Source organism: Streptococcus sanguinis (genome assembly GCF_008329445.1).
Classification (GTDB): domain Bacteria; phylum Bacillota; class Bacilli; order Lactobacillales; family Streptococcaceae; genus Streptococcus; species Streptococcus sanguinis_O.
The window spans coordinates 98,055-122,527 of the sequence record NZ_VIBR01000005.1; the positions used below are offsets into that span (position 1 = coordinate 98,055).

A 24,473-nucleotide genomic window follows, 5' to 3' on the forward strand; every position below is an offset into this window, starting at 1 on the left:
ATGTTTAGGAAGAAAAAAGTTATCATAGCATTAGCGACAGCTACTGTTCTTTCAGGCAGTGTACTGCCTGTCAGCCGCCTAGCGGCAAATGAAAAGGCAAGTCTGGATCCGTCTTTAGTGCAGGTGTCAGATCAGTTTCAGGCCAAGAAAACAGGAGCAGTCGTCTTTTCAGAAGATGTAACAGTGCCAAGCACAGTGTCAGCTGATTTCATTGATAGTCGTCTGGCTGGCACACCGATGGCTGGATTGGGAAAAGCTTTCAAAAAAGCAGAGAAAGATCATGGAGTTAATGCAATTTTTCTCGTAGGGCTGGCTATTCACGAATCGGATTACGGCCGCAGTCAGATTGCTCAGGCCAAGCACAACTTGTTTGGTTTCATGGCTTATGACTCCAGTCCTTTTTCCAGTGCAGGAAATTTCGCAACATTTGACGATGGCATAGATACCGTTGCCCGCTATCTCAGCGAACACTATCTCAAGCCTGGCGGTCAGTTCTACAATGGTAAGAGCATGGCTGCTATCAATGTAAGATACGCATCTGACAAAACTTGGTCAAGCAAGATTATGATTCGTATTCGAAATTTTTTGAAAAAAGGTTAAGGAGGCTGGGACAATCATGTCTCAGCTTGCTTTATTATAGAAAGAATTTCTTTTGGTGAGGTGGATGACGGGGTTTTTCTTGTTCTCTGGGGCTCTAAAAATTCCTAATCATCCTCTCAGGACTAAAAAATAAAAACTTGCTTCTGCGACATCGTCTTTTATGGCGAAAAATGACTTAATTAGGGGATTTATGAAAAGAAAGTTTGATGTAAGCGATGTTTTAAAGGAAGCCTGGGGACTGACTGTTGATTACTTTTTTGTATGGACAGCAGGGCTTGCTATCATTCAACTGCCATTTTTTATTCTGGGGCTGTTAATTCTATTTTTTTCTCCATTGACTTCTACATTTCTTCCAAGTATAATTCTGCTGGGATTTCTATGTTCTTTTGTGATTGCTTATATCCATAAGTTTTCCTTGACCATGGTTCGTAATCCGCAGATGGTGCGAAGAAACTTCTGGAGAGCTGTTGGCTACAGTATTTCTGATGGCTTTTTTGGGCGTTTACTTTCTGTGTCTATTTACGTATTCATGTTTTTCTTGGCTATGTTACTTCTTTTTGTATACTTCTATAATGTCTTGATGCCAGATGCAAATTTTCGAGAGAATATGGGAACTTGGATGATTTGGGTTGCAAATAACCAAGAGAAGATAGCTAGCATGCTCTTCCTGCTTTTTTTAATAGCACCAATGTTTAACTTGGTATTCCATTTGTTTTACAGTTATTTTATAGTCTCTCACTTCTTCTTGTTGCCCTATATTATTCAGGATACCAACTCCTCTGATAACCTCTTGCGTCCTCTGTCAGCCTTTGGCAGCTTGGGCAAGTCCTTTTCTTGTATGAATGGTCAGAGGGGGCGTTACTTACTGGTAGAGCTTGTCTTAAAGCTTATTCCTGTAGTATTGGGTCTGATAGAAGTTCTGAGTTTACTTTTTAGTGCTGGTGTGTCTAATATTGTGGGAATGATTGTTAGTATGATTAATGGCTTTTTGCTGATTTATACCTTGGCAGCCCGCTCGGTTATGGCTGACATCCTGATGTCTTATGATCGGGAAATAGTTAATTTTGGAGATTAATATTTATGAAAAAATTAGAAAGGGTTTTAGGATTTAGGATAATGAACGATGAATGATGTAAAAGTAACAAGGGTTTTCAGAGAAGCTTGGATTTTTGTTACAGAATATTATTTTGTCTGGCTGAAAGGCCTTTTGCTGGTCGGAATCCCGCTTGCAGTGCTGGGCTGGTTTCTTTTTCCGCTGGTTTCGAGTTGGTCTTACCGGTCCATTTTAGTCTTGACTTGTTTGGCATTTATAATTGCCTTCGGTTTTGCTTACGTCAATAAATTTGCCTTGACAGTGATACGAAATCCGCAGATGGTTAAGCTCTATTTTGGCTATGCGGTTTGGTACAGTATCTCAGATGGCTTGCTTACTCGCCTCTTTTATTCCTTCATTGTCAGTGCAGTCCAGGTTCTGATTTTGTACATGGGTTGGTCGGCAATCGGCATCAATCTTGGGGTGGCTAGTCTCTTTGCCTTTTATCGGAGAGCAGTAAGTCCAGAGGCCATTGTAATTTTCCAGTTTCTTTTTCCTTTCTTGTTCATGGTTTTTTACCTGCTCTTCACTTATCTGGTTGATTCGCACTTCTTTTTGCTGTCTTATATCATTCAGGATACTAGCTCCAGGGACAATCTGGCCAAGCCGCTTTCTTTTTATGGCTGTTTGAGAAAGTCAGTCCTGTTGATGAAGGAGCGCAGGGGTCGTTATGTTCTGCTCAGCTTTTTTCTAGCTTCTTTTGGTGGGCTGATTGGGCTGGGCACTCATCTCCTGATGGATCTGATAAGGCAGTATATTGGTCCCTTGCTGGGGGAACTGGATGATTTACTTGGCCTGATTCAGATGATTCCTGTCCTAGTTTTCAGTAGCTTTTACTGTGTATTTGTTCTGGTTGTTCGGACAGTTTTTGCTGATACTCTGATGGAAAATGATGCAGAAGTGGTGGATTTTGGTGATTAATTTAGGAAGTAGCAAGACCAGACAATACTTGATAGAAACAAGAGGAAGGATATGAAATCAGTAACAAGAATCTTAATAACAGCTTTGGTGCTAACTGGGATAGGCTTTATTCCTCTCCCTTATGAATTAGAGACCGTGAGGCCGGCTTTGAATGCCAAAGACTTTGTCCAAGTTCAAGGAGGAACTGATAAAGGAAAAGGTAAAATCTATGTCATGGCTGTTGGTGTTTCCAAGGCCCGAGTGTTCAGTCTCTTTTTGACTCTGCTGCCTAATTACAGGCTGGAAACAGAGTATGTCTCTGTTCCTGAAAACTATTTCGATAAGGAGAAGGGACGGGAAGAGCGAGAGAACAGCACAATGGGGTCTTCCCATCTTAATGCCTTGCAGGTGGCTTATCAGGCTGCTGGTCGTACAGTTGAGATTAGGCATAAAGAGATTTACGTAGGTGGTATCAGCAGCGAGACGCCTCTGTCAAAGGAGTTGCAGCGAGGCGATGTGATTTTAAAGATTGACAATCAGACTTACACTAGCCCATACGACATCGTTGATCAGATGGAACAGCGGCCAGTTGGCGATGTGGTATCCATTGAGTACAGTCGTAATGGTGTAATCGGTTTGGCTAGCGGTCCTGTGATTGTGGATGAGACAACTGGTAAGCCTGGTTTGGGAATCGAATTGGGTTCTAAAGCTAGTGTTGCCATGAATCCTCTGACGGAGTTTAAGAGCAACGGTGTAGCAGGTCCCTCTGGTGGACTCATGTTCAGTTTGGAGCTTTACAATCAGCTCGTGTCTGAAGACATTACTAAAGGAAAAACTATTGCTGGTACTGGAACGATTGACCACAAGGGAAATGTTGGCCGGATTGGCGGGATAGAGATGAAGGTCATGGCTGCAGATAAGGCAGGCGCTGAGATTTTCTTTGTTCCTGATGATACTATTGACGCCGATATTGCCCAGTACAATCCCAAGTTGCGCTCTAACTACCATGAGGCACTTCGTGCTTCTATCAAAATCAAGAGTAAAATGAAAATCGTCCCTGTCAAAACCTTCAACGAAGCTTTGAACTATCTCAGAGAGATGGAATAAGGGACTTTGCTATTCTTGAATAATCAATAAAAACATAGGACCTTGCTGGTTATTTATCTGGCAAGGGCTTTTATTATAAAATTTTTTCAAATAATTGCCACCTTGGCACATAAATTCTTGCTTTCCAAATTGAAGTGTGATATATTTATAACATAAAGAGTGTTAAATATTTCTAACACAAGGAAAGGAGTCTATCATGAAAAAAAGTCAAAAAACGGGTGGCCTCATTGCGATGATTGCCGCAGCTCTCTTTATTGATTTTACTGTTTTATTTGGTTCTAGTCTTAGTTGGGGACCCAAGTTAGTTATTGCTGGTATTTCAGTGTTAGGTCAGATTGTAGCTATTTGGGGCTGGCTACACATGAAACCATGGCCTCATAAGAGTCAGAAAGGTAAGGGAAGGACTATTTTTGACTTGTCTGCTAAGCTGTACACGATGCTTTTGTTTGCAGCAACCATTTTTTATACAGTAGGGATTTGGGTTGCGACCCCAAGCGAAAGATTCGGCATTAAAGAATGGATTTTGGGAGTTGGCCTCGTTATTGAAGTGATTGTATTTGGTTTTTTCTCTTTGAAAAATGTCAAGGAAACTCCAGACGAACGCTTCTATGCTAATCTAGCTAAGGCAGCTAGCTTGATGTTTGTCTTTATACTAGGCGCACTGATGATCCTAGCAGTTATCATTGGGTACGTGGGTTCTTTCAATCTTTACATGGGTCAGATCTTTATTAGCATAGCTGCCTTGATTTGCATCTTTGCGGTTGTCTATCTTATCTTAGAACGGAGAGGATAAACATGGCCAGAGAAAGCAAGATTATCACCAATCTCAAATCCGTTCGTGAGTCTATGGGTATGACTCAGCAGGAGCTAGCCGACCGCATCGGCATGCGGCGCGAGACAATTCTGCACTTGGAAAATAACCGCTACAACCCTTCGCTGGAAATGGCTCTCAAAATTGCTCAAGTCTTCAATCTAAAAGTAGAAGATCTCTTTGAACTCAGACAGAAAGAGGAGGCATAATTCTTTTCGAGACTTGCTATTAAGTTTGTTGTTCAGCTAGGGCTTGAAGCAAAAAGAAAAATCCTTTGAAACGTTGATTTCAAAGGATTTTTGTTATATAAATTACTTAACCTCTGTAAACACAACGTGCTTGCGAAGTTTTGGTGAATATTTCTTCAATTGAAGACGGTCTGGTGTGTTGCGTTTGTTTTTAGAAGTAAGGTACAAGCGTTCACCAGATTCTTTGTGTTCAAGTGTGATATTTACGCGCATGGTAGCTCCCTTCTATTATTCTGCTGCAGCAGCTTTGGCAATCTTACGGCCCTTGTAATATCCTTTAAGGGATACACGGTGAGAGCGTGAGTAATCACCAGTAGTTTCGTCAAAAGTTACAGTTGGAGCTGTCACTTTGTAGTGAGTGCGGCGTTTGTTTTTCTTCGCTTTGGAAGTGCGACGTGCAGGTACTGCCATTGTTTGTTTCTCCTTTTAGATTGTGAATTCGATTCAATTTGATGATTTTCATCAACTTTAACAGTATAACAAAACTTTTTTGTAAAGTAAAGTTACTTGACAGATTTTTTCTTCTTTTTGAGAAAAAACTGAGCTTCTAGTTGTCATCTTTCTGCTTGAGAGGAAAAAGTTTCAAATTCGTCTCTATATTTTCCTAATCTTCTGAAAATTTAAAAATTTTCCTCTGTAAAATACAGCCTAAGTGTGGTATAATAAAGCACAAAGATTACTGCAATGAAAGGGAAAGCTATGACAGATAAGGATATTCGTCACAGAAGTAAGATTTATGACAGTATGGTTAAATCTCCTAACCGTGCCATGCTTCGCGCGACGGGGATGACTGATAAAGATTTTGAAACGCCTATTGTTGGGGTGATTTCCACTTGGGCGGAAAATACACCTTGTAACATCCATTTGCATGACTTGGGCAAGCTGGCCAAGGAAGGCATCAAAGCAGAGGGCGCTTGGCCTGTTCAGTACGGGACTATTACCGTTGCGGACGGGATTGCCATGGGAACACCGGGCATGCGCTTCTCTCTGACCTCACGCGACATCATCGCAGACTCCATCGAAGCTGCCATGGGCGGGCACAATGTGGATGCCTTTGTAGCTATCGGGGGCTGTGATAAAAATATGCCAGGCTCCATGATTGCCATTGCTAACATGGATATTCCTGCTATCTTTGCCTACGGCGGAACGATTGCGCCGGGGAATCTGGATGGTAAGGACATTGACTTGGTTTCTGTCTTTGAAGGAATCGGGAAATGGAACCATGGTGACTTGACGGCTGAGGAAGTACGGCGCATTGAGTGTAATGCCTGCCCTGGCCCTGGTGGCTGTGGTGGTATGTATACAGCCAATACTATGGCGACGGCTATTGAAGTTCTGGGCATGAGTCTGCCAGGCTCCTCTTCTCACCCTGCTGAGTCGAAAGACAAGCAAGAGGATATCGAAGCAGCTGGCCGTGCTGTTGTAAAAATGCTGAAAATGGGGCTGAAGCCGTCTGACATCTTGACACGTGAAGCCTTTGAAGATGCAATCACGGTGACCATGGCTCTGGGTGGTTCTACAAATGCTACCCTGCACTTGCTGGCCATGGCTCATGCAGCCAATGTTGAATTGACGCTTGATGACTTTAATGTCATTCAAGAGAAGGTACCGCATTTGGCTGACTTGAAACCATCTGGTCAGTATGTTTTCCAAGACCTTTATGAGGTTGGTGGGGTGCCGGCTGTGATGAAATATCTCTTGGCAAACGGCTTCCTGCACGGTGATCGCATCACTTGTACAGGTAAGACGGTAGCGGAGAATCTGGCAGAATTTGCTGATCTGACACCAGGTCAAAAGGTCATTATGCCGCTTGAAAATCCAAAACGTGCAGACGGTCCACTCATTATCTTGCATGGTAATCTGGCTCCAGACGGCGCTGTTGCTAAGGTTTCTGGTGTTAAAGTACGCCGTCACGTCGGACCGGCTAAGGTCTTTGACTCGGAAGAAGCTGCTATTGATGCGGTACTTGCCGATGAGGTGGTCGATGGCGATGTGGTTGTAGTTCGCTACGTTGGACCAAAGGGTGGTCCTGGTATGCCAGAAATGCTGTCACTTTCGTCTATCATTGTAGGGAAAGGCCAAGGGGACAAGGTGGCCCTTCTAACCGACGGTCGCTTCTCAGGCGGTACTTACGGCTTGGTTGTCGGACACATTGCTCCAGAAGCTCAGGATGGTGGTCCGATTGCCTATCTTCGTACAGGTGATATGGTCACGGTTGACCAAGATACCAAGGAAATTTCCATGGCAGTCTCTGACGAAGAGCTGGCGAAACGTAAGGCAGAAACAACCATTCCACCGCTTTATAGTCGCGGGGTACTTGGTAAATATGCTCACATGGTATCCTCTGCAGCTAAAGGTGCTGTTACTGATTTCTGGAAACCAGAAGAAACGGGCAAGAAATAGCTTATATATGATAAAAGAACCCGCTGGTTTTTCTAGCGGGTTTGATATTTTTATTTTAAATGTAGATAAACTAAGTACCTTCTTATCTGGGACTAATCCCCAAGGCAATGCGGCCGAAGCGGCTGATACGGGTGATTTTCCAAGCAGGAGACCAAGTAACTTCGACAGAGGCACTTTCAATCTCATCTATTTTTTTAAGAGAGTCCATAATGGCGATGGGCAGGCTCTCAGCACAGTCACAGGCTGTATCGGTAAAGGTCATGACAACCTTGCAGTGGCCGTTTTCGTCTAAGTTGATTTCATAAATCAGCCCTAAGTTATAGACATCCAGCTCTACATCCGGATCGTAAATACGCTCGAGCTTCTCCACCAACTTATCCTGAATTGCAGCTGCTCGATCATTGATTTTGATATCGTCTCTCATGGCTATTCCCTTCTATCTGATTTGAATTGTTTTTATTTTCTCACAATTCTGACTTTTTTTCAAGCTATTTTGGAACATGAAAACGGATTTAGTTCTTCCAAATGAAAAATCCCTTTCGGGCTCCTCAAAATGGCGGACTTATGATAGAATATAAGTACTAAAGAAGGCGGAGGTCAGAAGATGAAATTACAAAAACCTAAAGGAACTCAGGACATTCTTCCTCAAGAATCAGCCAAGTGGCAGTATGTAGAAGACTTTGCCCGCAAGACATTTAGAAAATACAATTACGGCGAAATCCGCACGCCAATTTTTGAGCACTATGAAGTCATTAGCCGCTCGGTCGGGGATACGACAGACATTGTGACTAAGGAAATGTATGACTTCTATGACAAGGGCGACCGCCATATCACGCTGCGTCCAGAGGGGACAGCGCCTGTGGTGCGTTCTTATGTGGAGAACAAGCTTTTTGCTCCTGAAGTGCAAAAGCCTGTCAAAGTCTACTATATGGGCTCTATGTTCCGCTATGAGCGGCCTCAGGCTGGCCGTCTGCGGGAATTTCACCAGATTGGAGCAGAGTGTTTTGGATCCAGTAATCCTGCTACAGATGTAGAAATGATTGCCATGGCGGCTCAATTTTTCAAGGATATTGGCATTACCAATGTCATCTTGGAGCTTAACTCGCTGGGGAATCCTGAGAGCAGAGCTGCTTACCGTCAGGCCTTGATTGATTATCTGACTCCACTGAAGGCTAGCCTCTCAGCCGATAGCCAACGGCGCTTGGAGGAGAATCCGCTGCGCGTGCTGGATTCTAAGGAACCTGAAGACAAGGCGGCTGTACAAGGTGCTCCGTCTATTCTGGACTATCTGGATGAGGAGAGCAGTACCTACTTTGCGGCCGTTCGTTCCATGCTAGAGACCTTACAGATTCCTTATGTCATCAATACCAATATGGTCCGTGGCTTGGACTACTATAATCACACAATTTTCGAGTTTACGACAGAGGTGGCTGGTAGTCAGCTGACTATTTGTGCTGGCGGCCGTTATGATGGGCTGGTGGCCTACTTTGGTGGCCCTGAAACTCCAGGTGTTGGCTTTGGTATGGGCTTAGAACGCCTACTTCTCGTACTTGACAAGCAAGGAGTAGAGCTGCCGATTGAAACCGCTCTGGATGTTTATGTAGCTGTTTTAGGAGCTGGTGCTAATGGCAGAGCTTTGGAGTTAGTGCAGGCTCTCCGCGCACAAGGATTTGCGGCAGAAAGGGATTATCTAGACCGCAAGCTCAAGGCCCAGTTTAAGTCGGCTGATATCTTTAAAGCTAAAACTCTTATCACCTTGGGTGAAAGCGAAGTGGAGAGCGGTCAGGTGACTGTTAAGAACAATCATAATCGTGAGGAGATTACTGTTAGCCTATACCAAATCCAAGAAAACTATCAGCTTATTTTTGAGAAATTGGGGTTTTAAAGATTTGAACTTGACAGTCAAAAACGCTATAGTATCAGAGGCTTGAACGAACTTAGTTGACAACATGTCAATATATTTTCTAAAAAAATATCTTTAAAAACTTGAAACATAAAGTGATTATTGATATAATGTACCCGTTATATAAATTTGCTAAAGGAGAAACAACTATGGCACAAATTAAATTAACTCCAGAAGATCTACGCACATCTGCGCAAAGATACACTCAAGGTTCTGAAAATGTAACTCAAGTTCTTAATGAATTGACTCGTGAACAAGGTATTATCTCAGATAACTGGGATGGTTCTGCATTTGATAGCTTTGAAGCACAATTCAATGAATTGACTCCAAAAATCAGAGAATTTGCAACCTTGCTTCAAGATATTAATGCTCAATTGGTTAAAGTTGCTGACATTGTTGAGCAAACTGACCAAGATATCGCTGCACAAATTCACTAATTTTGTTATAACGGCTTTAGGAAGGCAAGAGCCTTCCTATTTTTGTAAAGATTAAAAATGAAAAAATGGCAGTTTCTTTCATGTTTGATAAGAAAATCGCTGCAATGTAAAGGCAAGCTCTGACAATCTGAATCAATATCTGAATTAGACTGTTAGAGCTGTTTGTGTCTTTCTGTGTGCTTTTTTATGTAACAATAAACTAAAGAAATTTAAAAAGAAAAAGAAATTTACATCCATGGGAAATAAAAAATTACTTAAGTATATAGGAAACGTTGTTTTAGTCATTGCCTTGCTGGCTGCAGTAGTGACGCTGAATGTCGCAGTGCAGAAGAATACAAGCAGCGCTAGAGACAGCAAAATCAAAACAGATCAAAAGACTAAACTGAATGTCGCGGTCGTCAATGAAGATCGGGCTGTTAAGGTTGACAAGAAAGAGTATAATCTTGGAGCTAGCTATGTCAAAAATCTAGAACGGGATGACTCTCAAAACTGGTACATCGTGACGCGTGGAGCTGCAGATGCTGGCCTGGAAAATGGGAAATACCAACTGGTCGTGACGATTCCAAGTGACTTTTCGGAAAAAGTGCTAGATGTCAATGCTATCAGTGCAGATCGGACAATCGTCACTTATAAAGTTAACGCTGCAGGAAATCAGCAGATTGAAAATGAGGCCAATAGTCTGGCTAAGGATATTATCGCAGATCTGAATAGCCAGTTGGTTGATATGTATATGGCAAGTATCTTGAGCAATCTATATACAGCTCAGCAAAATGTGCAGGCTAGTTCAGAGGTGCAAGTTACCAATATTGGCAATTATCGAACCAACTTGTTGGAGTCTGCCATTGGCTCTAAGAATATCTTCCCAACATTAGTCAGTATGTCTGCTTCATCTGTTGAAGCCAATAACTCTCTGAAGACGACTCTGGAAACTTATGCTAAGGCTTTTGATGACTTGGATAACTCTCAGGCCACTTATGGCAAGAATTTTGATAGTCTTCTCAAACAGCGAGCGGATGACCAAGTTAACTATGCCGCATTTATGAAGCAACTGATGGAAATGGACGAAAAAGTTGTCCATGATGATACTCAAAAACTCTACGCTAAGTTAGAAGAAACACAAAAAGATTTCACTAAACAGCTTGGCTCAACAGATGATGTGAAAGATGTGGATGTTGATAATGTCAGTCAGCAATTACAGGATTTGGAAACTGCTTTGGAAACTGAACGTGGTCAATTAGATGTCCATAAACAGCAGATTAAGGACTTTGTTGATAATAAATTAAGAACTTACTATGGTGTTGAAGAAGGCAAGCCTATTACTCTTAGCGCAGTGTTAGGAGATGCTATAACAAGCTACGATGCTTCTTTGAAGGCACAAATAGCTGAAGCAGTAAAAGCTTTGCCAGCTTCTCAACCAACAGAGGTGAAATTTGGATTGCCTGTTCCTGCTCTTGACTATTCAACCATTTCGCAATTTGGAACACCACAAGGAAATGGAAGTGCTGAGTTAGACAATTTGGCAGCAGCTGCAGAGAAAGCGGCTAGCTCTACAGCCGGCCCGGTTAATAGCCAGGTTGGAAAGGCTACTTTGTCAGTCACTCCACCAACAGGTGTAACAATTAAAACTATTACATACAATGGCGAAACAGTAACAAATGGGCAAGAAATTAATTTGGCTGAAGGCGCTAATTTTAATGTGCAGTTCAGTGTAGCTAGTGATGCTGCAGCCACTTCAGTTGACAGCTCAATTGATATTTCTCTGAATGGTATTAAGGTTGCAAGTGCGCCGGTGAATGTAGAGGATGCACAAAAAGCGGCAGCGGCATATGGAGCTAAAGTACAGGAGATTTCTTCTGCCTATCAACACGTTATGTCTTTAATCCAAGTTTATAATTCTTTTGATGAGTTAAAAAATAAAGATATGTCCGAATCTTTATCTACCCTTTTGATAAATGCTATTAATTCGAATCTAGATAGTTATCAAAATAGCTTGTCTAAAAGTAACGATGGTAAGAGTCAAGGGGTTAAAGAAACCTTGGATGAAACGATTAGTAACTTGAAAAACAAGATTGAAGATGTCAAAGGAACGAACTCTAAACTCGCAGCAGAGATTGGAGAACAGCTCAAACTTTATGAAAATCTACAAACTAGAATGTCAGATATTTCAAAAGCTCAGGCTTCTTCTACAGAGGCATTGGCTAAAACAGACACCGATTTGTCATCTCTGAATTCAGAATTCTCATCCTTGCTGTCTTCGACTTCTGGCGTTAAGTCTTCTTCACAGACCAATGTGCAGGCAGCTGATAGTGTCAACCAGATCTTCAGCAGCTTCAATCGTGAGTTGGAAAATGCGCAAGGAACGACAGAGAAACTGTCTGCGAATGCTGAAAGCTTGATGGGGCAATTCAATAAGGAATTGGAAGATAATGGCAACTTTGTGGAGTCCTTTGTCAAGGTTCTTAACAATGCCTATGAGAACGGTGTTCCTAATGAAGTATTGCTGGACTTCCTATCTAATCCAGTTGCTCAATCTTCTTCATCTGTCAAAGCGACTGTCAATGTTTACCGTCCATTTACTTGGATTCTCTTGTTGGAGATTGTCAGTCTCTTTACGGCTTATCTCTTTGCAACGCAAAATATTGTGCGCAAGGTTAAAGACCGCTTTAAGCTTAATAAACTACAAGATACAGATATTACGACTGTGGGCATTCTAGGCTTCCTGTCTCTGACGATTGGTCTGGTCATTGGGATTGTCTCCAGCATGCAGCTTCATATCGGCAAGGAATATGTTCCATCTTGGGTCTTGTTGATTGTGGTTGCTAGCTTTGTCTTGATTCAGGGACAGTATTTGTTCCTCAAGCATCTGCGCGTGATGGGCATGGGCTTGGCTTTCTTCATGATTATCAGCTTTGTCTACCTATCTAATGCTATTGGTACGACAGCTAGTCTGACTGGCTTCCCAGCCTTTATCAAGAGCTTGAATGCCTTGTCTGTGCTAGAAGGCATGCTGTCAGGTTACTTTGACGGCAAGACCGCTGGCTTCTTTGCCATCTTTGGTTTGATTGTCTTGCTGGCTCTGCTAGTTGCAGCTAATATCTTTATCAAGACTAGAACATTAAAAACTGAGGAAGTTTAAAAGAGTATGAAAAGAATTCTGTTTTTATTCCTACTCCTAAGTTCGTTTGCGGTGACGGCTGTCGCCGCAGATGAGCTAAAGGATAATCGTCTGCAGATAGATAATTCGCGGATTGAAAAAGAGCAAGAACTGAACTTTGGTGCACAATCGGAAGGCACCAAGTCTCTTTTCGTTGCTGAGAATCAGGAAAAAATTCAGGAAATGAAGCAGTATCAAAATAAACAGTTGGCCACAGAAGCGGGACAACTGTTTTCTGCTATACAGGGGCCGACGGATATTTACCATTCCAAGGAGCTTTTTCAGCCGGGAACGGAAAAATTGTCCAAGCTGCAGACGAGTTTGAAAAGCGATGATGAAAGCAGCTGGGATGATTTTCTGCCAGGAGTAGTCTACTTTGTAGCAGCCATACTCTTGGTCAGTATGACTGTCTTTGTCAGCTATCGTATCAGTAAGGGAGAAGTATAAAATGGAAGGACATATCAATATCACCCTCCGTTTGCGGGATAAGGACGTGGATATTCGCATTCCTAAGCGGATTGAGGTCCGTCGTTTCATTCGGGAGATTGATCAGATTTTCAATATCGAAGGAAAGCGCCATAAGTATCAGCTGCGGATTATTAACAAGGGGCTGATACTGGATGAGGGCAAGGTTTTGGCTGATTATCCAGTCACAACAGGAGATTTAGTAGAGATTGAGGAGATTTAAGGTGACTGAGGAAAAATTTGTATTTGCTGAACAAGAGTTTATCTATGAAAAAAATGATAAGAATTGGAGCCTAACACTGAAGCGTTCGGATGTAGCAACGCAGGATTTGCGGGAGCTCTTGCTTTTGGACCTGCACCATCCGCTTTTCTTGGAACAGGAGACTAAGGCCGACCACGATAGTGTCTACTTCACCTATCAGATTGAGCCTTTAGGGCTTTCTAAAGAAGAGATTGAAAAGCGCACGATTTCTGAGCGGATTCGTCTGGCTCTCAATGTGTTTGCTCTAGAAGCGGCACTGGAATTGCCGGTTACTTTTTTGTTGCATCCTAGCAATCTCTTTATTACCAAGGATGCGCAGGCGAAGATTGCTTATCGCGGAGTTCCCAGCATCATGACACCTCAGGCTATTTCTCGGGAGGACTTTTTGCGTCAGGCCAAGTGCTTTGCGGTGACGCTCTTTGCAGATCTGGACTTTATGGAGCTTTACAAGGGCTCGTTGGAGCTAGAAACTCTGCCAGATTTCCTAGTGGAACTGCGTGAGGCTGACAGTTTGGAAGATGCAGTTGCTGTTTTGGAGAAATCTTATCAGGAAAAGGCTGCAGAAGAAGCAGAGAAGCAGACACTGGTCTCCAAGCGCCAGCATAAGATTTTCAAACTGGCGACCATCTGGCTGACAGCAGCTGTTGTGATTTTGACCATTCCTTTGATTTACTTGATTTTCATACAAAATCCTTTCAAGGAAAAGCTGTTACAGGCGGATACTGCCTTCATCAAAGTGGACTACAGTAAAGTCATCGATGAGCTGGAGGGAATCTCTCCTAAGAGTCTGCCGAATACACAGAAATATGAACTAGCCTATTCTTATATCCAGGGGCTGGAATTTTCCGATGATCAGCGTAAGGTCATCTTGAACAATGTCACACTAAAATCAGATGATTTGTATCTCAATTACTGGATTCAAGTTGGACGTAATGATTTTGAAGATGCTTTAGACACAGCCAAACGGATTAATGACTCAGATCTAATCATCTACGCCTTGACGCAGGAGATGAAAAAGGTGCGTGAGGACGATAGTTTGTCTGGTAAGGATCGGGAGACTAAGCTTGAGTCCTTGGAAGGCGAGTATAAGAAATACTGGGATAGCCGCAAGGAGCTTCTAACTGGTGATTCTAGCTCAAGCGCTTCTGGCGAGGAAGGTTCTTCAGGAGCAAGCTCTTCCTCCAGCAGTGAAGCGTCATCTAGCAGTAGCGCGAAGGAGTAAGTATGAGCAAGACAATCATCATCTATACAGACCATCTGCGCTATGAGCTGCAGCTGACAGAGGACAAGAAAGTTCTCTTGGCAGCGAGCGAGAAGGCTCAGCTTTATCTGCCCCATCAGGAGACTCCTATCCAGCTTCAGCTAGCTAAAGGGCAAGTCTTTTATCAGATGGGGGAAGAAACGGGTGTCGTAACTGACGGCCTGACCTTGGGTAATCTGACCTTGTATCAATCTGATTCAGAACCGGCCGTTTACGACCTGCTGGACAGAAAAGAATTACTCATCAGTGACCAGAAGGGAGCAGACATCAGTCTGGAAGCGCCTTTGGAATTGCTCTTGAAACGAACGAATGATTCTTGGCTTTTGACCAAGATGCGAGGTCAAGTTTATCTCAATCACGTTGAGTGGACGGGAGACCAAATCCAGTTGGAAGCCGGCGACGAGCTGAGCTTGGAAGGTATTTGTCTCAAGGTCTATTCAGAAGAAATCTGGGTGACTGGTCCAGCTACGGTCAGTTCTAACCTGACCTTGCGGGGCGCTTCTCGCCATGGTTTTTACCCAGACTATCCAGACTATCACCGCTCACCACGGATTATCTATCGGAGCTCAGAGGACAAAATCCAGATTGCTCCGCCAAGCAAGGAGCCTCAAAAGCCCAATGATGAGCTCTTGAGACTGATTGTGCCGCCGCTTCTTATGGTTGGGGTGACGGTACTGATTACACTAGTTCAGCCGCGGGGGATTTATATCCTCGTTACAGTTACTATGTCAATCGCCAGTGCTATCTTTTCGGTTCGAGGTTTCTTCAAAAACCGCAAGAAGTTCAAGGAAGACAAGAAAGAGCGCATTGATCTTTATCACCTCTATCTAAAAGACAAGGCTATTGAGCTGAACAAGCTGGAACGTGAGCAGCGTGATGGCATGCTTTACCATTTCCCAAACATTAACGAACTGACAGGTCTGGTGACAGACTACAGCCACCGCATCTACGAGAAGACACCGCTTCACTTTGACTTTCTTTACTATCGCTTGGGACTTGGCCAGGTGCCAACCTCCTATAAGCTGACCTATGGTCAAGAGGAGCGGAGCGGAAAGAAAGATGCGCTGGAAGAGGAAGGCTATGCTCTCTACACTCGGCATAAGAAAATTCCCGATCTTCCTATCGTGGCTAATCTCAGCCATGGGCCGGTCGGCTATATCGGTCCGCGCAATCTGGTCCTAGAACAGCTCCAGCTCTTGGTCATGCAGTTAGCGGTCTTTCACTCCTACCACGATGTGCAGGTGATTACCATCATGCCAGAGGAGGAGCGCGACCAGTGGGATTGGCTGCGCTGGCTGCCGCATGCAACTCTGCAAGAGCTGAACGTCCGTGGCTTTGTCTATAACCAACGGACGCACGATCAGGTTCTAAACAGTCTCAACCAAATCCTGAAATTGCGCAAGGCGCAGAAGGAAGAAGCGACTCGGCAGGAGACGACGCTTTACAGCCCTCACTATGTGGTCTTGGTCACAGATGAAAAGCTGATTCTCGACCATATCATCATGGAGTTCTTCACAGAGGATCCGACTGACCTGGGCTGCTCACTGATCTTCGTGCAGGATGTGATGAGCTCGCTGTCTGAGAATATCAAGACGGTTGTCAATATCAAGGACCGCAACACTGGGCAGTTGGTCATGGAAGAAGGAATCCTTAGAGAGATTGATTTCCGCTTGGATCATTTCCCAGAAGGCTATGACAAGGAGCGAATCGCTCGGACCTTGGCGCCACTCAACCACTTACAGAATCTCAAGAGCTCAATCCCTGATACTGTGACCTTTATGGAGATGTATGGGGCAGAGACCTTCTCAGACCTGCAAGTCTTGCAAAAGTGGCAACAGAATGCGCCTTATAAGAGTTTGGCGGTGCCTATCGGCCTGCGGGGCAAGGAAGACCTGGTCTACCTCAACCTGCATGAAAAAGCTCACGGCCCGCACGGGCTGATTGCCGGGACAACCGGATCTGGGAAGTCAGAGACCATCCAATCCTATATCCTGAGTCTAGCCGTCAACTTCCACCCACACGATGTGGCCTTCCTGCTCATCGACTACAAGGGTGGGGGAATGGCCAACCTCTTCAAAAACCTGCCCCATCTCTTGGGCACCATTACCAACTTGGACGGGGCCCAATCCATGCGGGCGCTGGCTTCCATCAATGCGGAGATTCACCGTCGGGAGCGGCTCTTCAGAGAGTTTGAAGTCAATCATATCAACCAATATCAAAAGAAATTTAAGAACGGGGAAGCGACTGAACCTCTGCCTCATCTCTTCCTCATCTCGGATGAGTTCGCAGAGCTCAAGGTCAACCAGCCTGACTTTATCAAGGAGCTGGTATCTATCGCTCGGGTCGGGCGTTCCCTCGGGGTCCACTTAATCCTAGCTACTCAGAAGCCCTCTGGGGTGGTGGATGACCAGATCTGGTCCAACTCCCGCTTTAAGCTGGCGCTCAAGGTGGCAGACCGGACGGACTCAATGGAAATGCTTAAGACACCAGATGCGGCAGAGATTACCCAGACTGGCCGGGCTTATCTGCAGGTCGGCAATAATGAAGTCTATGAACTCTTCCAGTCAGCCTGGTCAGGGGCAGACTACCAGCCGGATAAGGACGAGATGGGTATCGAAGACCATACCATTTACCTAATCAACGACCTAGGCCAATACGAAGTGCTCAATCAAGACTTGTCAGGACTTGACTTAGCCGAGGATATCAAGGAAGTACCGACAGAGCTGGAGGCTATTGTCAGCCAGATCCAACTACTGACAGAGAGCCAGCAGATCCCACCAGTACCACAGCCATGGCTACCACCGCTTAAAGAGCGGATGACCCTGCAGGAGCTGGAACCTATCCAGCCGCAGGAAGCTTGGGAACAAAAGAAGCCTGTCTCCGTCCTTCTGGGAATGGCGGATATTCCGCAGGCGCAGAAGCAAGAGCCTGTCTCTGTCAACCTATCCAAGGATGGGCATATTCTGCTCTACGGAAGTCCTGGTACGGGGAAGACAACCTTCCTGCAAAGTGCGGCCATGGACTTGGCTCGCAAGTTCAGTCCTAAAGATGTCACCCTCTACCTAATGGACTTCGGTACCAATGGTCTGGCACCACTGGGCCAATTACCACAGGTGGCCGATACCCTGCTTTTGGATCAGACAGAGAAGATTGCCAAGTTTGTGCGTATCATGGAGCGGGAGCTCAACCGGCGTAAGAAGCTCTTGTCCGACTACGGTGTTGGTACATTGGAGCTCTACCGTCAGGCTAGCGGTCAGCAAGAGCCGGCTATCGTCATCCTGCTGGATAGCTATGAGTCCATGAAGGAAGAAGCTTATGAAGCGGAGCTCTTCAAGCTTTTGGTGCGGATCTCACGTGAAGGTCTCAGCATCGGTGTTCACCTCTTGGTGACAGCGGGCCGTCAGTCCAACCTTCGGGCGCAGTTCTACGCCAACTTCAAGCACCAGCTGAGTCTGCCACAGAATGATGTAGGAGAAGTCCGCTCGATCGTGGGCTCTACCCCTCTTGCGAAAACCATGGAAGACATCAAGGGCCGGGCGCTCATGAAGCGTGACGAGGTTGATGTTATCCAGCTGGCTTTACCAGTAGCGGGTGCCAATGATGCGCAAGTCCTCAACAACCTGCGTCAAGAAGTCGCTTCTCTCCAAGAAGCTTGGACTGGACAACGCCCAAGTGCCATTCCGATGGTACCAGAGGAGTTGACGTTAAATTATTTCAAAAATATGCCAAGCGTTCAAGCGGCTTTAGCAGAGTCAAAACTTCCAATTGCAATCAATTATGAAGAAGCTGAGAGCGTAGATATTAGTTTATCTACTTTAAAGAATATTTTAGTTTTATCTGATAATAAACAAGCTCTTCAGTATTCGATTTCCCACTTATTTAGTGTACTTAATTGCTGTGTGTATAATGTACATATATTGCTAGTAGATCCGAGTGAAGAATATGGAGCCTTGCAAAAAAAATCAAACGCTTATCTTTCAGGAGAAGATATAATTGAATTATTTAATAGCGTAAATATGGAAATTTCTAACAGAAAAACTTCGCCAAAAGAGGTTCAAACATTTATTGTTATACCTGACTTAGCTTCATTTATTGAAAAAGTATCTATATCTGAAAATGAGTTTTATCAATTATATGTTAATGCGTCTAAATACGGCATTCACTTTGTTACAGCTGGCTCAAAATCTGTATTCTTTAAATCGAATCCTATAATTAAAGTTATTAAGGAGAATATTACAACGGCTATCATTGGAATGCGCTTATATGACCAAGCGATTATAGAACATAACTTAAATAATCGCGAGGAAAAATTGCAATGGGATCAAGCTTATGTTTATGATAAAGGAAGAACTCAGAAAGTAAAATTAATCAAACAAGAAATAGAGGAATAAGACATGTCAGAAAAATTATATCCGTTAGGAACAGTAGTATATTTGCAAGAAGGAACAGAAAAACTCATGATTATTGGTCGAGGAGTTGTTTACAAGGATCAAGAAACAAACTCAGAAATGTTTGTCGATTATATGGGTTGTCTTTATCCTAACGGCATTAATCCGAATAATACAATCTTCTTTAATGAAGAAAATATTGATAGGGTAGTTTTTGAAGGATTTGTTGATGAAGAAGAAGAACGCTTTGCAGAAATTTATAAAAATTGGGAAGAAACTATTACAATTCCAAGGAAAAAAATAGACTGAGATGAGTTTTAGCGGAGGTAAGAACATATGAACTACAAAGAGAGAATTGCAGCTTTAAATGATTTTAAATCTGCAATATCAGGAGGAGATACTACTGATGACGTATCAGGAGTTTCTTCAGATGTTGCTGATTGGGAAGGTAACGCTTATACCAAGTTTGGGGACTACATTAAAACAGTTAAGACAGATTCTGCTGATATTGCTGGGAAAAAGACGGCTTTTTTAGGTGAAATAGATGGTAGGATTGCTGAAGTGCAAGCTATGTTTGATACGGAAGTTGCCTTAAACAAATGGCGATTGAGTATGATTCATGATGCAAAAAATCCTACCAATAATAAGAATCTTATTCGGTCTTCTATTAATCAGGCAGATATGGATTCTAGTGTCCGGGATTATTTGTTAAGCATGGTATATTAGTTAGGAGGAATTATGACAACAATTAAAATGGATAAAGAATCATTTGTATCAGCAGTTGAAAAACTAAAACAGAATGTGGATACCTATACACAATGTGTATCTTCTTCAGTTGCTCAACTTAGTTTACTTCAAAGTGACCTGTTGGGGAGTGGCTATACTAAAATGTTTGATAAAGTAAATTCGGAGTTAGAAAATCAAAAAATTTTAGCGGCAGAATGTGTTGTATTATCTGAAAGTGCAAAAAGTTTTGCAGAAGAGATATCATCAGCGGAATCATCAGTTTCGTTTTAAGTAAGGAGAACAGATAATGGGGAAAATACAATATGATTCATATCAACACCAGCAATTTCAATCAGAGTTGAAAAAAATTGGAGATGGATTTGATGATTTAATTACTGAATTAGGTAACGTAAAAAGCTCGGCTTCTTCTCTTCTAAAAGGAGAGGCAGCCGATGCATTAGAAACTGCTATTGATGACTTAACTTCAAAACTAACGAAAGCAAAGAACAATTGGCAGACAACAAATACGAACGCTAAATCAATTGAGAATATCATAAAGCAAGCAGATAAAACAGCTGCTAAAGTCGTCAAACCTTAAATGCTAACGTAATAATTATCAATATAAAAAGGAGCAAACACGATGGCAGATGGAGTATTTAATATTCCAATGAGCGAATATTATAACAAATCAAGTGAATTTAAAGGAAAAATCTCAGAACTTATTACTAATGTTGAAAATAATTTTTTAAATAAAGTCAGCGAGAATATTGGTAAACTAGACTCACAAGATTCTAGTGTTGTAGAGGGATTTGCTTCTTATACAGGAGCTAAAGAAAAGTTAAAAACACTTAAAGAATATGAAACTAAATTAACAAATATGGCAGGAGAAGGGGGAAGTAATCCTCTAAATGGAGTTGTCAGTCTTGATAAACAATACAGCGGGAAATTTTCGGATATTTCAAAAGGCGTTGGATCCCAAACTGTAGCTTCTGCTATTTCTGTAATTAACAGAAATGTCGAATCTGAAAAATTTAGTAGAGAACTTCAGCTTCTAATAAATAAATTAGGTAAGGATTTTACAAACAATGCAATTGTGAGGGGGCTTTTAGCGCTTGCGAAAACAAATCCAATGAAAGCTTTGGAAAAATTTTTAAGCGACCCAACTTTTCAAAAGATTCTTGGAGAAAATAGTAAAGCTTCAAGTATTATCTGGTCTATTCTATACAAATTTGATGACTGGAGTAGATTGGGAAATTTTGAAAAAGTAATTGATACTATTTTCTCGAACCAAAATATTGTAAATATTTTAGATAAAGCCCCTGGTTTCATTCAAGATAAATTCTTAAATACATTAATTAAGCTTTCTGAAACTAATGGTTGGCAACTTTTAGATAAAGGAAAGAAAGTGGCTGAATGGATCGGTAGAATCGGGGAACTGCAACCTGTGAAATGGATGACTGCACTTGCTAATACAAAAATCGGAAAGGCGATAACGAACCCTTGGCTTACACTTGGATTAACTGCAGTAACATCCTCAGTAAATGAATTTACGGACCCAAAGAGCAAAGCTTATCATCATACTGGGAAAGCGATAGTTGGTGGAACTGTTGATGCAATACTTTCCATGGGCCTTGTAGAAGGAGCGCTTATCGGTAGTAAAATTGCTGGCGGACCGGGAGCTCTTGTTGGTGGCGGTATTGGTTTAATTAACACAGTTGTACAGCACTTCTTCTATCCTAATATGAAGAAAGATGTAAAGAATTGGACTTATGACAGGATAGATGATTTAGGGGATCCAACATCAGCAACTTATATGATAGTAAGATCAGCTACGGGAGTATCATTTCCTCTATTAAATGATTTATTTGGTTCATGAGAATATTCTTTATATCTAAAACATAAATTAATATATTTTTGATGAAAGGAGACTTACAATTTTGAAACAAACGATTTTTAATGCTTCACTAGAAGAAAGTATGAACCTAGTAACAGACAAGTATATCAAAACTTCACTAGAGGATTTTAATGAAAAAGGTTATGGGAAAAAGATTTTGGGATTTTTTACAATGCAATTTTTTCTATTTTTATTCTTTCTTCTAAGTATTTCTCTTGGTTCTAAAAAATTGCAGTTTTTCTCATTGAATATAGGCTTAATAAACGGTATTGTATTTGGTTTAGGATTTATCATTCTTTTTTCCTACTTAAATGATGTGAGGAAAATAAAGAATCAGTCAGTTTTATCTTACTACTATTTCAATAAGTGGATGTATCTTATGATTACAATCCTCTATACGCAATTTTTAGTAATAGGAATATCAGGTGCAGGAATGATATTAGGTGGAATTTTATCTAGTGTGTTGTATACTTCCTTTTTCATCATCTTTTTTATTGGATTATTTCAAAGCTTCCAGAGAAATACACTTGAAATTTTGTATAAACAGCGAAATTATTCAAATCCAACGGCTGATTTCATCAATCGCTTTGTTTCGTTTGCTAAAAAGTACGGTGGACTCATTATTTTAATATCAATTATTTTACGTATTGTTTTTCCAAATTCTGATATTATCCAACAAGATGGAATTATTAATTCAATCGGGAAGGCCATTATTCCAATATTTTTTCTTCCCTTAATTTATTTTGGGTATGCTTTAGCAGTTGACAATTTCCAAGGTTACTATCTTCAAAAATACTTAGAAGATTACCGACAACTATCAGGATACTCTGTTGAAGAATGGTACGGTAAAGATTCTCAGAGATATAAGGAATCGTTAAAAAATGAAGATTAATATCTTCATTTCAGATTGAAGACAAAGTCCTTAGCACACAATTTTCTAAGGGCTTTTCTTTTTGTAAAGTAGTATCATAGAGGTAAGAGAAGTTGTGAGGTGCAAGTTATGTTTCACAAAGAAAAACCAGATTATCATCGCTGCCAATATGGCTTCTATACGATAGACGAATTGGTCCCAGAGGATCACTTTCTTCGCCAAGTGGAATCAGAGGTTGATTTTGACTTTATCTATGACTTAGTTGAAGATACCTATAGTCCAGATAATGGTCGTCCTAGTCTCGATCCCGTCATGTTAGTCAAAATTCCCTTGATTCAATGTTTTTATGGCATTCGCTCTATGCGCCAAACCATTAAAGACATTGAAGTAAACGTAGCTTATCGTTGGTTTCTTGGACTAAGCTTGGATGACAAGGTGCCTCATTTTACCACATATGGAAAGAATTACAGTCGTCGCTTTCAAGATAAAGCACTGATGACTGAGATATTTTCACAAGTACTCCATCAAGCTTTATGTGCTGGTTTAATTGATCCTTCGGAAATATTTGTGGATGGTACCTATATCAAAGCGGCCGCTAACAGTCACAAGTATCATAAGGAAATGGTTGCCCAACAAGCTAAATTTATGAGGGAGCAATTGGAAGTTGAGATTGATGTAGATAGGAGAAAACACGAAAAAAAGTCCTTAAAGCCCGCAAAAGAAAGCGAGGCTAAAGAAAAGAAAATCTCAACGACAGATCCTGAGAGTGGTTGGTTCCACAAGGGTCAACACAAGGAAGTATTTGCCTATTCTGCCCAAGTAGCGTGTGATAAGCATGGCTGGGCCTTGGCTTATAGTGTTGAAGCAGGAAATGTTCATGACAGTCAGGCTTTCCCTGCCCTTTTTTCAAAGTTAGAAGCTTTCTCCCCACGTTACATTATTGCGGACTCAGGCTATAAGACCCCAGCCATTGCCCATTATTTATTACAGCGAAACATCATCCCTGTCTTCCCCTATACCCGCCCCAAGGGAGTAAGGGGGAACTTAAGACCCAGTGATTTTGTTTATGATGCTTTCTATGACTGTTACCTCTGTCCAGAGAACCAAGTATTAGCCTATCGCACGACGACCCGAGCAGGCTACCGTGAGTATAAGAGTCACCCAAAAGTATGTGTCGCCTGTCCCCTATTATCCGTTTGTACCCAGAGCCAGAATCAGCAGAAAGTCATCACAAGACATGTATGGAAAGATGACCTTGAATTTTGTGAAGAGATTCGATACAAAAGAGGGATGAAGGAGCTCTATAAGAAGAGCAAAGAAACCATCGAGCGGCTCTTTGGGACAGCCAAAGAATACCACAACCTCCGTTATACAAGAGAGAAAGGCAAGTCCAAGATAGAAGATAAGGTTGGGCTTACTTTGGCATGTTTGAATCTTAAAAAACTAGTAAAAATGAGGGTGGACAAGCCTTTTTATTTTGTTCAAATGACCATTATTCTATCAAAAGATGAAATATTAGCCTGACAAACAGAAAAAGACAAACACCATTTGGAATGTTTGTCTTCGGTCTAAAATGAAGATTAATATCTTCATTTTTTAACATAAACAGATTATTGTTTTTTTATCCTTATTATTAGATTTATATCTTTTAGTCACATTCTATTGTCCAAAAACGCAAAATTTTCTAACCCCATCCTTCCCCCTTATGCTATAATAGTCTATAGAAAGTTGAGGGAATGATGAAGAAAATATTATTGGTGGTTCTGGTGCAGGGCTTGGCTATCTTTGTGATTACTGGTCTGCTTTGTTTATTTATGCGGGGGGATTTTTTCTTCCGTGCTTTGGCGCCGATTTTTGGTCTGGCAGCGGGTGGTTTTCGCTTCGTGACGGCCATGGTGACAAAAGCATTTGCACCTAGTCTCTATGAGGATAGCAAGAAAAAGGAATAAT

Annotated in this window: 25 protein-coding genes; 22 read left to right on the forward strand and 3 right to left on the reverse strand. The window is 42.1% G+C overall.

The annotated features are described in order from the left end of the window. The 6 genes from FKX92_RS10875 to FKX92_RS10900 all read left to right on the forward strand — a co-directional run bounded on the left by FKX92_RS10875 (position 1) and on the right by FKX92_RS10900 (position 4,720). Positions 1-600: a glucosaminidase domain-containing protein gene (locus FKX92_RS10875; protein WP_002894168.1), complete on the forward strand. Its 600-nt coding sequence runs from the start codon at positions 1-3 to the stop codon at positions 598-600. A gap of 160 nt (positions 601-760) precedes the next feature. After that, positions 761-1,675 carry a hypothetical protein gene (locus tag FKX92_RS10880; RefSeq protein WP_149566316.1) on the forward strand — a complete coding sequence of 305 codons (915 nt, stop codon included), beginning with the start codon at positions 761-763 and terminating at the stop codon, positions 1,673-1,675. 48 nt (positions 1,676-1,723) lie between these two features. Next, complete coding sequence (locus FKX92_RS10885; RefSeq protein WP_002894163.1) at positions 1,724-2,614, forward strand: hypothetical protein; 891 nt, start codon at positions 1,724-1,726, stop codon at positions 2,612-2,614. Between the two features lie 51 nt (positions 2,615-2,665). Next, the gene (locus FKX92_RS10890) at positions 2,666-3,700 is read left to right on the forward strand and encodes a SepM family pheromone-processing serine protease (protein ID WP_002907534.1); all 1,035 of its coding nucleotides are present in this window, start codon (positions 2,666-2,668) and stop codon (positions 3,698-3,700) included. A 196-nt stretch (positions 3,701-3,896) separates the two neighbouring features. After that, positions 3,897-4,493 carry a DUF3796 domain-containing protein gene (locus tag FKX92_RS10895; protein ID WP_149566317.1) on the forward strand — a complete coding sequence of 199 codons (597 nt, stop codon included), beginning with the start codon at positions 3,897-3,899 and terminating at the stop codon, positions 4,491-4,493. A 2-nt stretch (positions 4,494-4,495) separates the two neighbouring features. Further along, positions 4,496-4,720, forward strand: a complete 225-nt coding sequence (locus FKX92_RS10900) for a helix-turn-helix transcriptional regulator (protein WP_061591895.1) — start codon at positions 4,496-4,498, stop codon at positions 4,718-4,720. Positions 4,721-4,822: 102 nt separating this feature from the next. Here the strand turns inward: FKX92_RS10900 and rpmG are convergent, their stop codons facing one another. Beyond that, entirely contained in the window at positions 4,823-4,972 is a 150-nt protein-coding gene (gene rpmG / locus FKX92_RS10905; RefSeq protein ID WP_001265622.1) for a 50S ribosomal protein L33, read from the reverse strand. Between the two features lie 15 nt (positions 4,973-4,987). Next, complete coding sequence (rpmF, locus tag FKX92_RS10910; protein WP_002894148.1) at positions 4,988-5,170, reverse strand: 50S ribosomal protein L32; 183 nt, start codon at positions 5,168-5,170, stop codon at positions 4,988-4,990. A gap of 288 nt (positions 5,171-5,458) precedes the next feature. Here rpmF and ilvD point away from each other — a divergent pair, with 288 nt between their 5' ends. Then, the gene (ilvD, locus tag FKX92_RS10915) at positions 5,459-7,162 is read left to right on the forward strand and encodes a dihydroxy-acid dehydratase (protein WP_032907459.1); all 1,704 of its coding nucleotides are present in this window, start codon (positions 5,459-5,461) and stop codon (positions 7,160-7,162) included. 82 nt (positions 7,163-7,244) lie between these two features. Here the strand turns inward: ilvD and FKX92_RS10920 are convergent, their stop codons facing one another. After that, complete coding sequence (locus FKX92_RS10920) at positions 7,245-7,586, reverse strand: metal-sulfur cluster assembly factor (protein WP_002899327.1); 342 nt, start codon at positions 7,584-7,586, stop codon at positions 7,245-7,247. A gap of 180 nt (positions 7,587-7,766) precedes the next feature. Here FKX92_RS10920 and hisS point away from each other — a divergent pair, with 180 nt between their 5' ends. The 15 genes from hisS (at position 7,767) to FKX92_RS10995 (ending at position 24,472) form a co-directional block, all read left to right on the forward strand. After that, positions 7,767-9,047 (forward strand): histidine--tRNA ligase, encoded by a 1,281-nt coding sequence (gene hisS, locus FKX92_RS10925; protein WP_149566318.1) that lies wholly within the window; start codon positions 7,767-7,769, stop codon positions 9,045-9,047. A 167-nt stretch (positions 9,048-9,214) separates the two neighbouring features. Further along, the gene (locus FKX92_RS10930; RefSeq protein WP_032909143.1) at positions 9,215-9,502 is read left to right on the forward strand and encodes a WXG100 family type VII secretion target; all 288 of its coding nucleotides are present in this window, start codon (positions 9,215-9,217) and stop codon (positions 9,500-9,502) included. Positions 9,503-9,737: 235 nt separating this feature from the next. Continuing rightward, entirely contained in the window at positions 9,738-12,638 is a 2,901-nt protein-coding gene (esaA, locus tag FKX92_RS10935; protein WP_149566319.1) for a type VII secretion protein EsaA, read from the forward strand. A 6-nt stretch (positions 12,639-12,644) separates the two neighbouring features. Beyond that, a complete protein-coding gene (essA, locus tag FKX92_RS10940) occupies positions 12,645-13,103 on the forward strand; it encodes a type VII secretion protein EssA (protein WP_002911012.1) in 459 nt (152 codons plus the stop codon). 1 nt (position 13,104) lies between these two features. Beyond that, on the forward strand, positions 13,105-13,344 hold the full coding sequence (locus FKX92_RS10945; RefSeq protein WP_002894139.1) for an EsaB/YukD family protein: 240 nt from the start codon (positions 13,105-13,107) through the stop codon (positions 13,342-13,344). 1 nt (position 13,345) lies between these two features. After that, a complete protein-coding gene (essB, locus tag FKX92_RS10950) occupies positions 13,346-14,605 on the forward strand; it encodes a type VII secretion protein EssB (protein ID WP_023917054.1) in 1,260 nt (419 codons plus the stop codon). Between the two features lie 2 nt (positions 14,606-14,607). Continuing rightward, positions 14,608-19,035 (forward strand): type VII secretion protein EssC, encoded by a 4,428-nt coding sequence (gene essC / locus FKX92_RS10955; protein WP_149566320.1) that lies wholly within the window; start codon positions 14,608-14,610, stop codon positions 19,033-19,035. Positions 19,036-19,038: 3 nt separating this feature from the next. Beyond that, positions 19,039-19,341 (forward strand): DUF4176 domain-containing protein, encoded by a 303-nt coding sequence (locus tag FKX92_RS10960; protein WP_149566321.1) that lies wholly within the window; start codon positions 19,039-19,041, stop codon positions 19,339-19,341. Positions 19,342-19,368: 27 nt separating this feature from the next. Further along, entirely contained in the window at positions 19,369-19,758 is a 390-nt protein-coding gene (locus FKX92_RS10965) for a hypothetical protein (protein WP_149566322.1), read from the forward strand. A gap of 12 nt (positions 19,759-19,770) precedes the next feature. Further along, entirely contained in the window at positions 19,771-20,049 is a 279-nt protein-coding gene (locus tag FKX92_RS10970; RefSeq protein WP_149566323.1) for a hypothetical protein, read from the forward strand. 16 nt (positions 20,050-20,065) lie between these two features. Beyond that, entirely contained in the window at positions 20,066-20,356 is a 291-nt protein-coding gene (locus FKX92_RS10975; RefSeq protein ID WP_149566324.1) for a peptidase, read from the forward strand. A gap of 42 nt (positions 20,357-20,398) precedes the next feature. Further along, on the forward strand, positions 20,399-21,634 hold the full coding sequence (locus tag FKX92_RS12075) for a hypothetical protein (protein WP_187759434.1): 1,236 nt from the start codon (positions 20,399-20,401) through the stop codon (positions 21,632-21,634). Between the two features lie 61 nt (positions 21,635-21,695). Continuing rightward, positions 21,696-22,544 (forward strand): hypothetical protein, encoded by an 849-nt coding sequence (locus tag FKX92_RS10985; RefSeq protein WP_149566325.1) that lies wholly within the window; start codon positions 21,696-21,698, stop codon positions 22,542-22,544. Between the two features lie 108 nt (positions 22,545-22,652). Next, positions 22,653-24,047 carry an IS1182 family transposase gene (locus FKX92_RS10990; protein WP_149566326.1) on the forward strand — a complete coding sequence of 465 codons (1,395 nt, stop codon included), beginning with the start codon at positions 22,653-22,655 and terminating at the stop codon, positions 24,045-24,047. 212 nt (positions 24,048-24,259) lie between these two features. Then, complete coding sequence (locus FKX92_RS10995; protein WP_149566327.1) at positions 24,260-24,472, forward strand: hypothetical protein; 213 nt, start codon at positions 24,260-24,262, stop codon at positions 24,470-24,472. Position 24,473 lies beyond the last annotated feature (1 nt).

Bases quoted from the DNA above. Each gene is read 5' to 3' on its own strand.
- essC (WP_149566320.1), top strand. From the start codon at position 14,608: ATGAGCAAGACAATCATCATCTATACAGACCATCTGCGCTATGAGCTG.
- hisS (WP_149566318.1), top strand. From the start codon at position 7,767: ATGAAATTACAAAAACCTAAAGGAACTCAGGACATTCTTCCTCAAGAA.
- FKX92_RS10970 (WP_149566323.1), top strand. From the start codon at position 19,771: ATGACAACAATTAAAATGGATAAAGAATCATTTGTATCAGCAGTTGAA.
- rpmG (WP_001265622.1), bottom strand. From the start codon at position 4,972: ATGCGCGTAAATATCACACTTGAACACAAAGAATCTGGTGAACGCTTG.
- FKX92_RS10920 (WP_002899327.1), bottom strand. From the start codon at position 7,586: ATGAGAGACGATATCAAAATCAATGATCGAGCAGCTGCAATTCAGGAT.
- FKX92_RS10890 (WP_002907534.1), top strand. From the start codon at position 2,666: ATGAAATCAGTAACAAGAATCTTAATAACAGCTTTGGTGCTAACTGGG.
- FKX92_RS10995 (WP_149566327.1), top strand. From the start codon at position 24,260: ATGATGAAGAAAATATTATTGGTGGTTCTGGTGCAGGGCTTGGCTATC.
- FKX92_RS10960 (WP_149566321.1), top strand. From the start codon at position 19,039: ATGTCAGAAAAATTATATCCGTTAGGAACAGTAGTATATTTGCAAGAA.
- FKX92_RS10975 (WP_149566324.1), top strand. From the start codon at position 20,066: ATGGGGAAAATACAATATGATTCATATCAACACCAGCAATTTCAATCA.
- FKX92_RS10875 (WP_002894168.1), top strand. From the start codon at position 1: ATGTTTAGGAAGAAAAAAGTTATCATAGCATTAGCGACAGCTACTGTT.
- FKX92_RS10895 (WP_149566317.1), top strand. From the start codon at position 3,897: ATGAAAAAAAGTCAAAAAACGGGTGGCCTCATTGCGATGATTGCCGCA.
- FKX92_RS10945 (WP_002894139.1), top strand. From the start codon at position 13,105: ATGGAAGGACATATCAATATCACCCTCCGTTTGCGGGATAAGGACGTG.
- esaA (WP_149566319.1), top strand. From the start codon at position 9,738: ATGGGAAATAAAAAATTACTTAAGTATATAGGAAACGTTGTTTTAGTC.
- essA (WP_002911012.1), top strand. From the start codon at position 12,645: ATGAAAAGAATTCTGTTTTTATTCCTACTCCTAAGTTCGTTTGCGGTG.
- FKX92_RS10880 (WP_149566316.1), top strand. From the start codon at position 761: ATGGCGAAAAATGACTTAATTAGGGGATTTATGAAAAGAAAGTTTGAT.
- FKX92_RS12075 (WP_187759434.1), top strand. From the start codon at position 20,399: ATGGCAGATGGAGTATTTAATATTCCAATGAGCGAATATTATAACAAA.
- FKX92_RS10990 (WP_149566326.1), top strand. From the start codon at position 22,653: ATGTTTCACAAAGAAAAACCAGATTATCATCGCTGCCAATATGGCTTC.
- FKX92_RS10900 (WP_061591895.1), top strand. From the start codon at position 4,496: ATGGCCAGAGAAAGCAAGATTATCACCAATCTCAAATCCGTTCGTGAG.
- ilvD (WP_032907459.1), top strand. From the start codon at position 5,459: ATGACAGATAAGGATATTCGTCACAGAAGTAAGATTTATGACAGTATG.
- rpmF (WP_002894148.1), bottom strand. From the start codon at position 5,170: ATGGCAGTACCTGCACGTCGCACTTCCAAAGCGAAGAAAAACAAACGC.
- FKX92_RS10965 (WP_149566322.1), top strand. From the start codon at position 19,369: ATGAACTACAAAGAGAGAATTGCAGCTTTAAATGATTTTAAATCTGCA.
- FKX92_RS10885 (WP_002894163.1), top strand. From the start codon at position 1,724: ATGAATGATGTAAAAGTAACAAGGGTTTTCAGAGAAGCTTGGATTTTT.
- FKX92_RS10930 (WP_032909143.1), top strand. From the start codon at position 9,215: ATGGCACAAATTAAATTAACTCCAGAAGATCTACGCACATCTGCGCAA.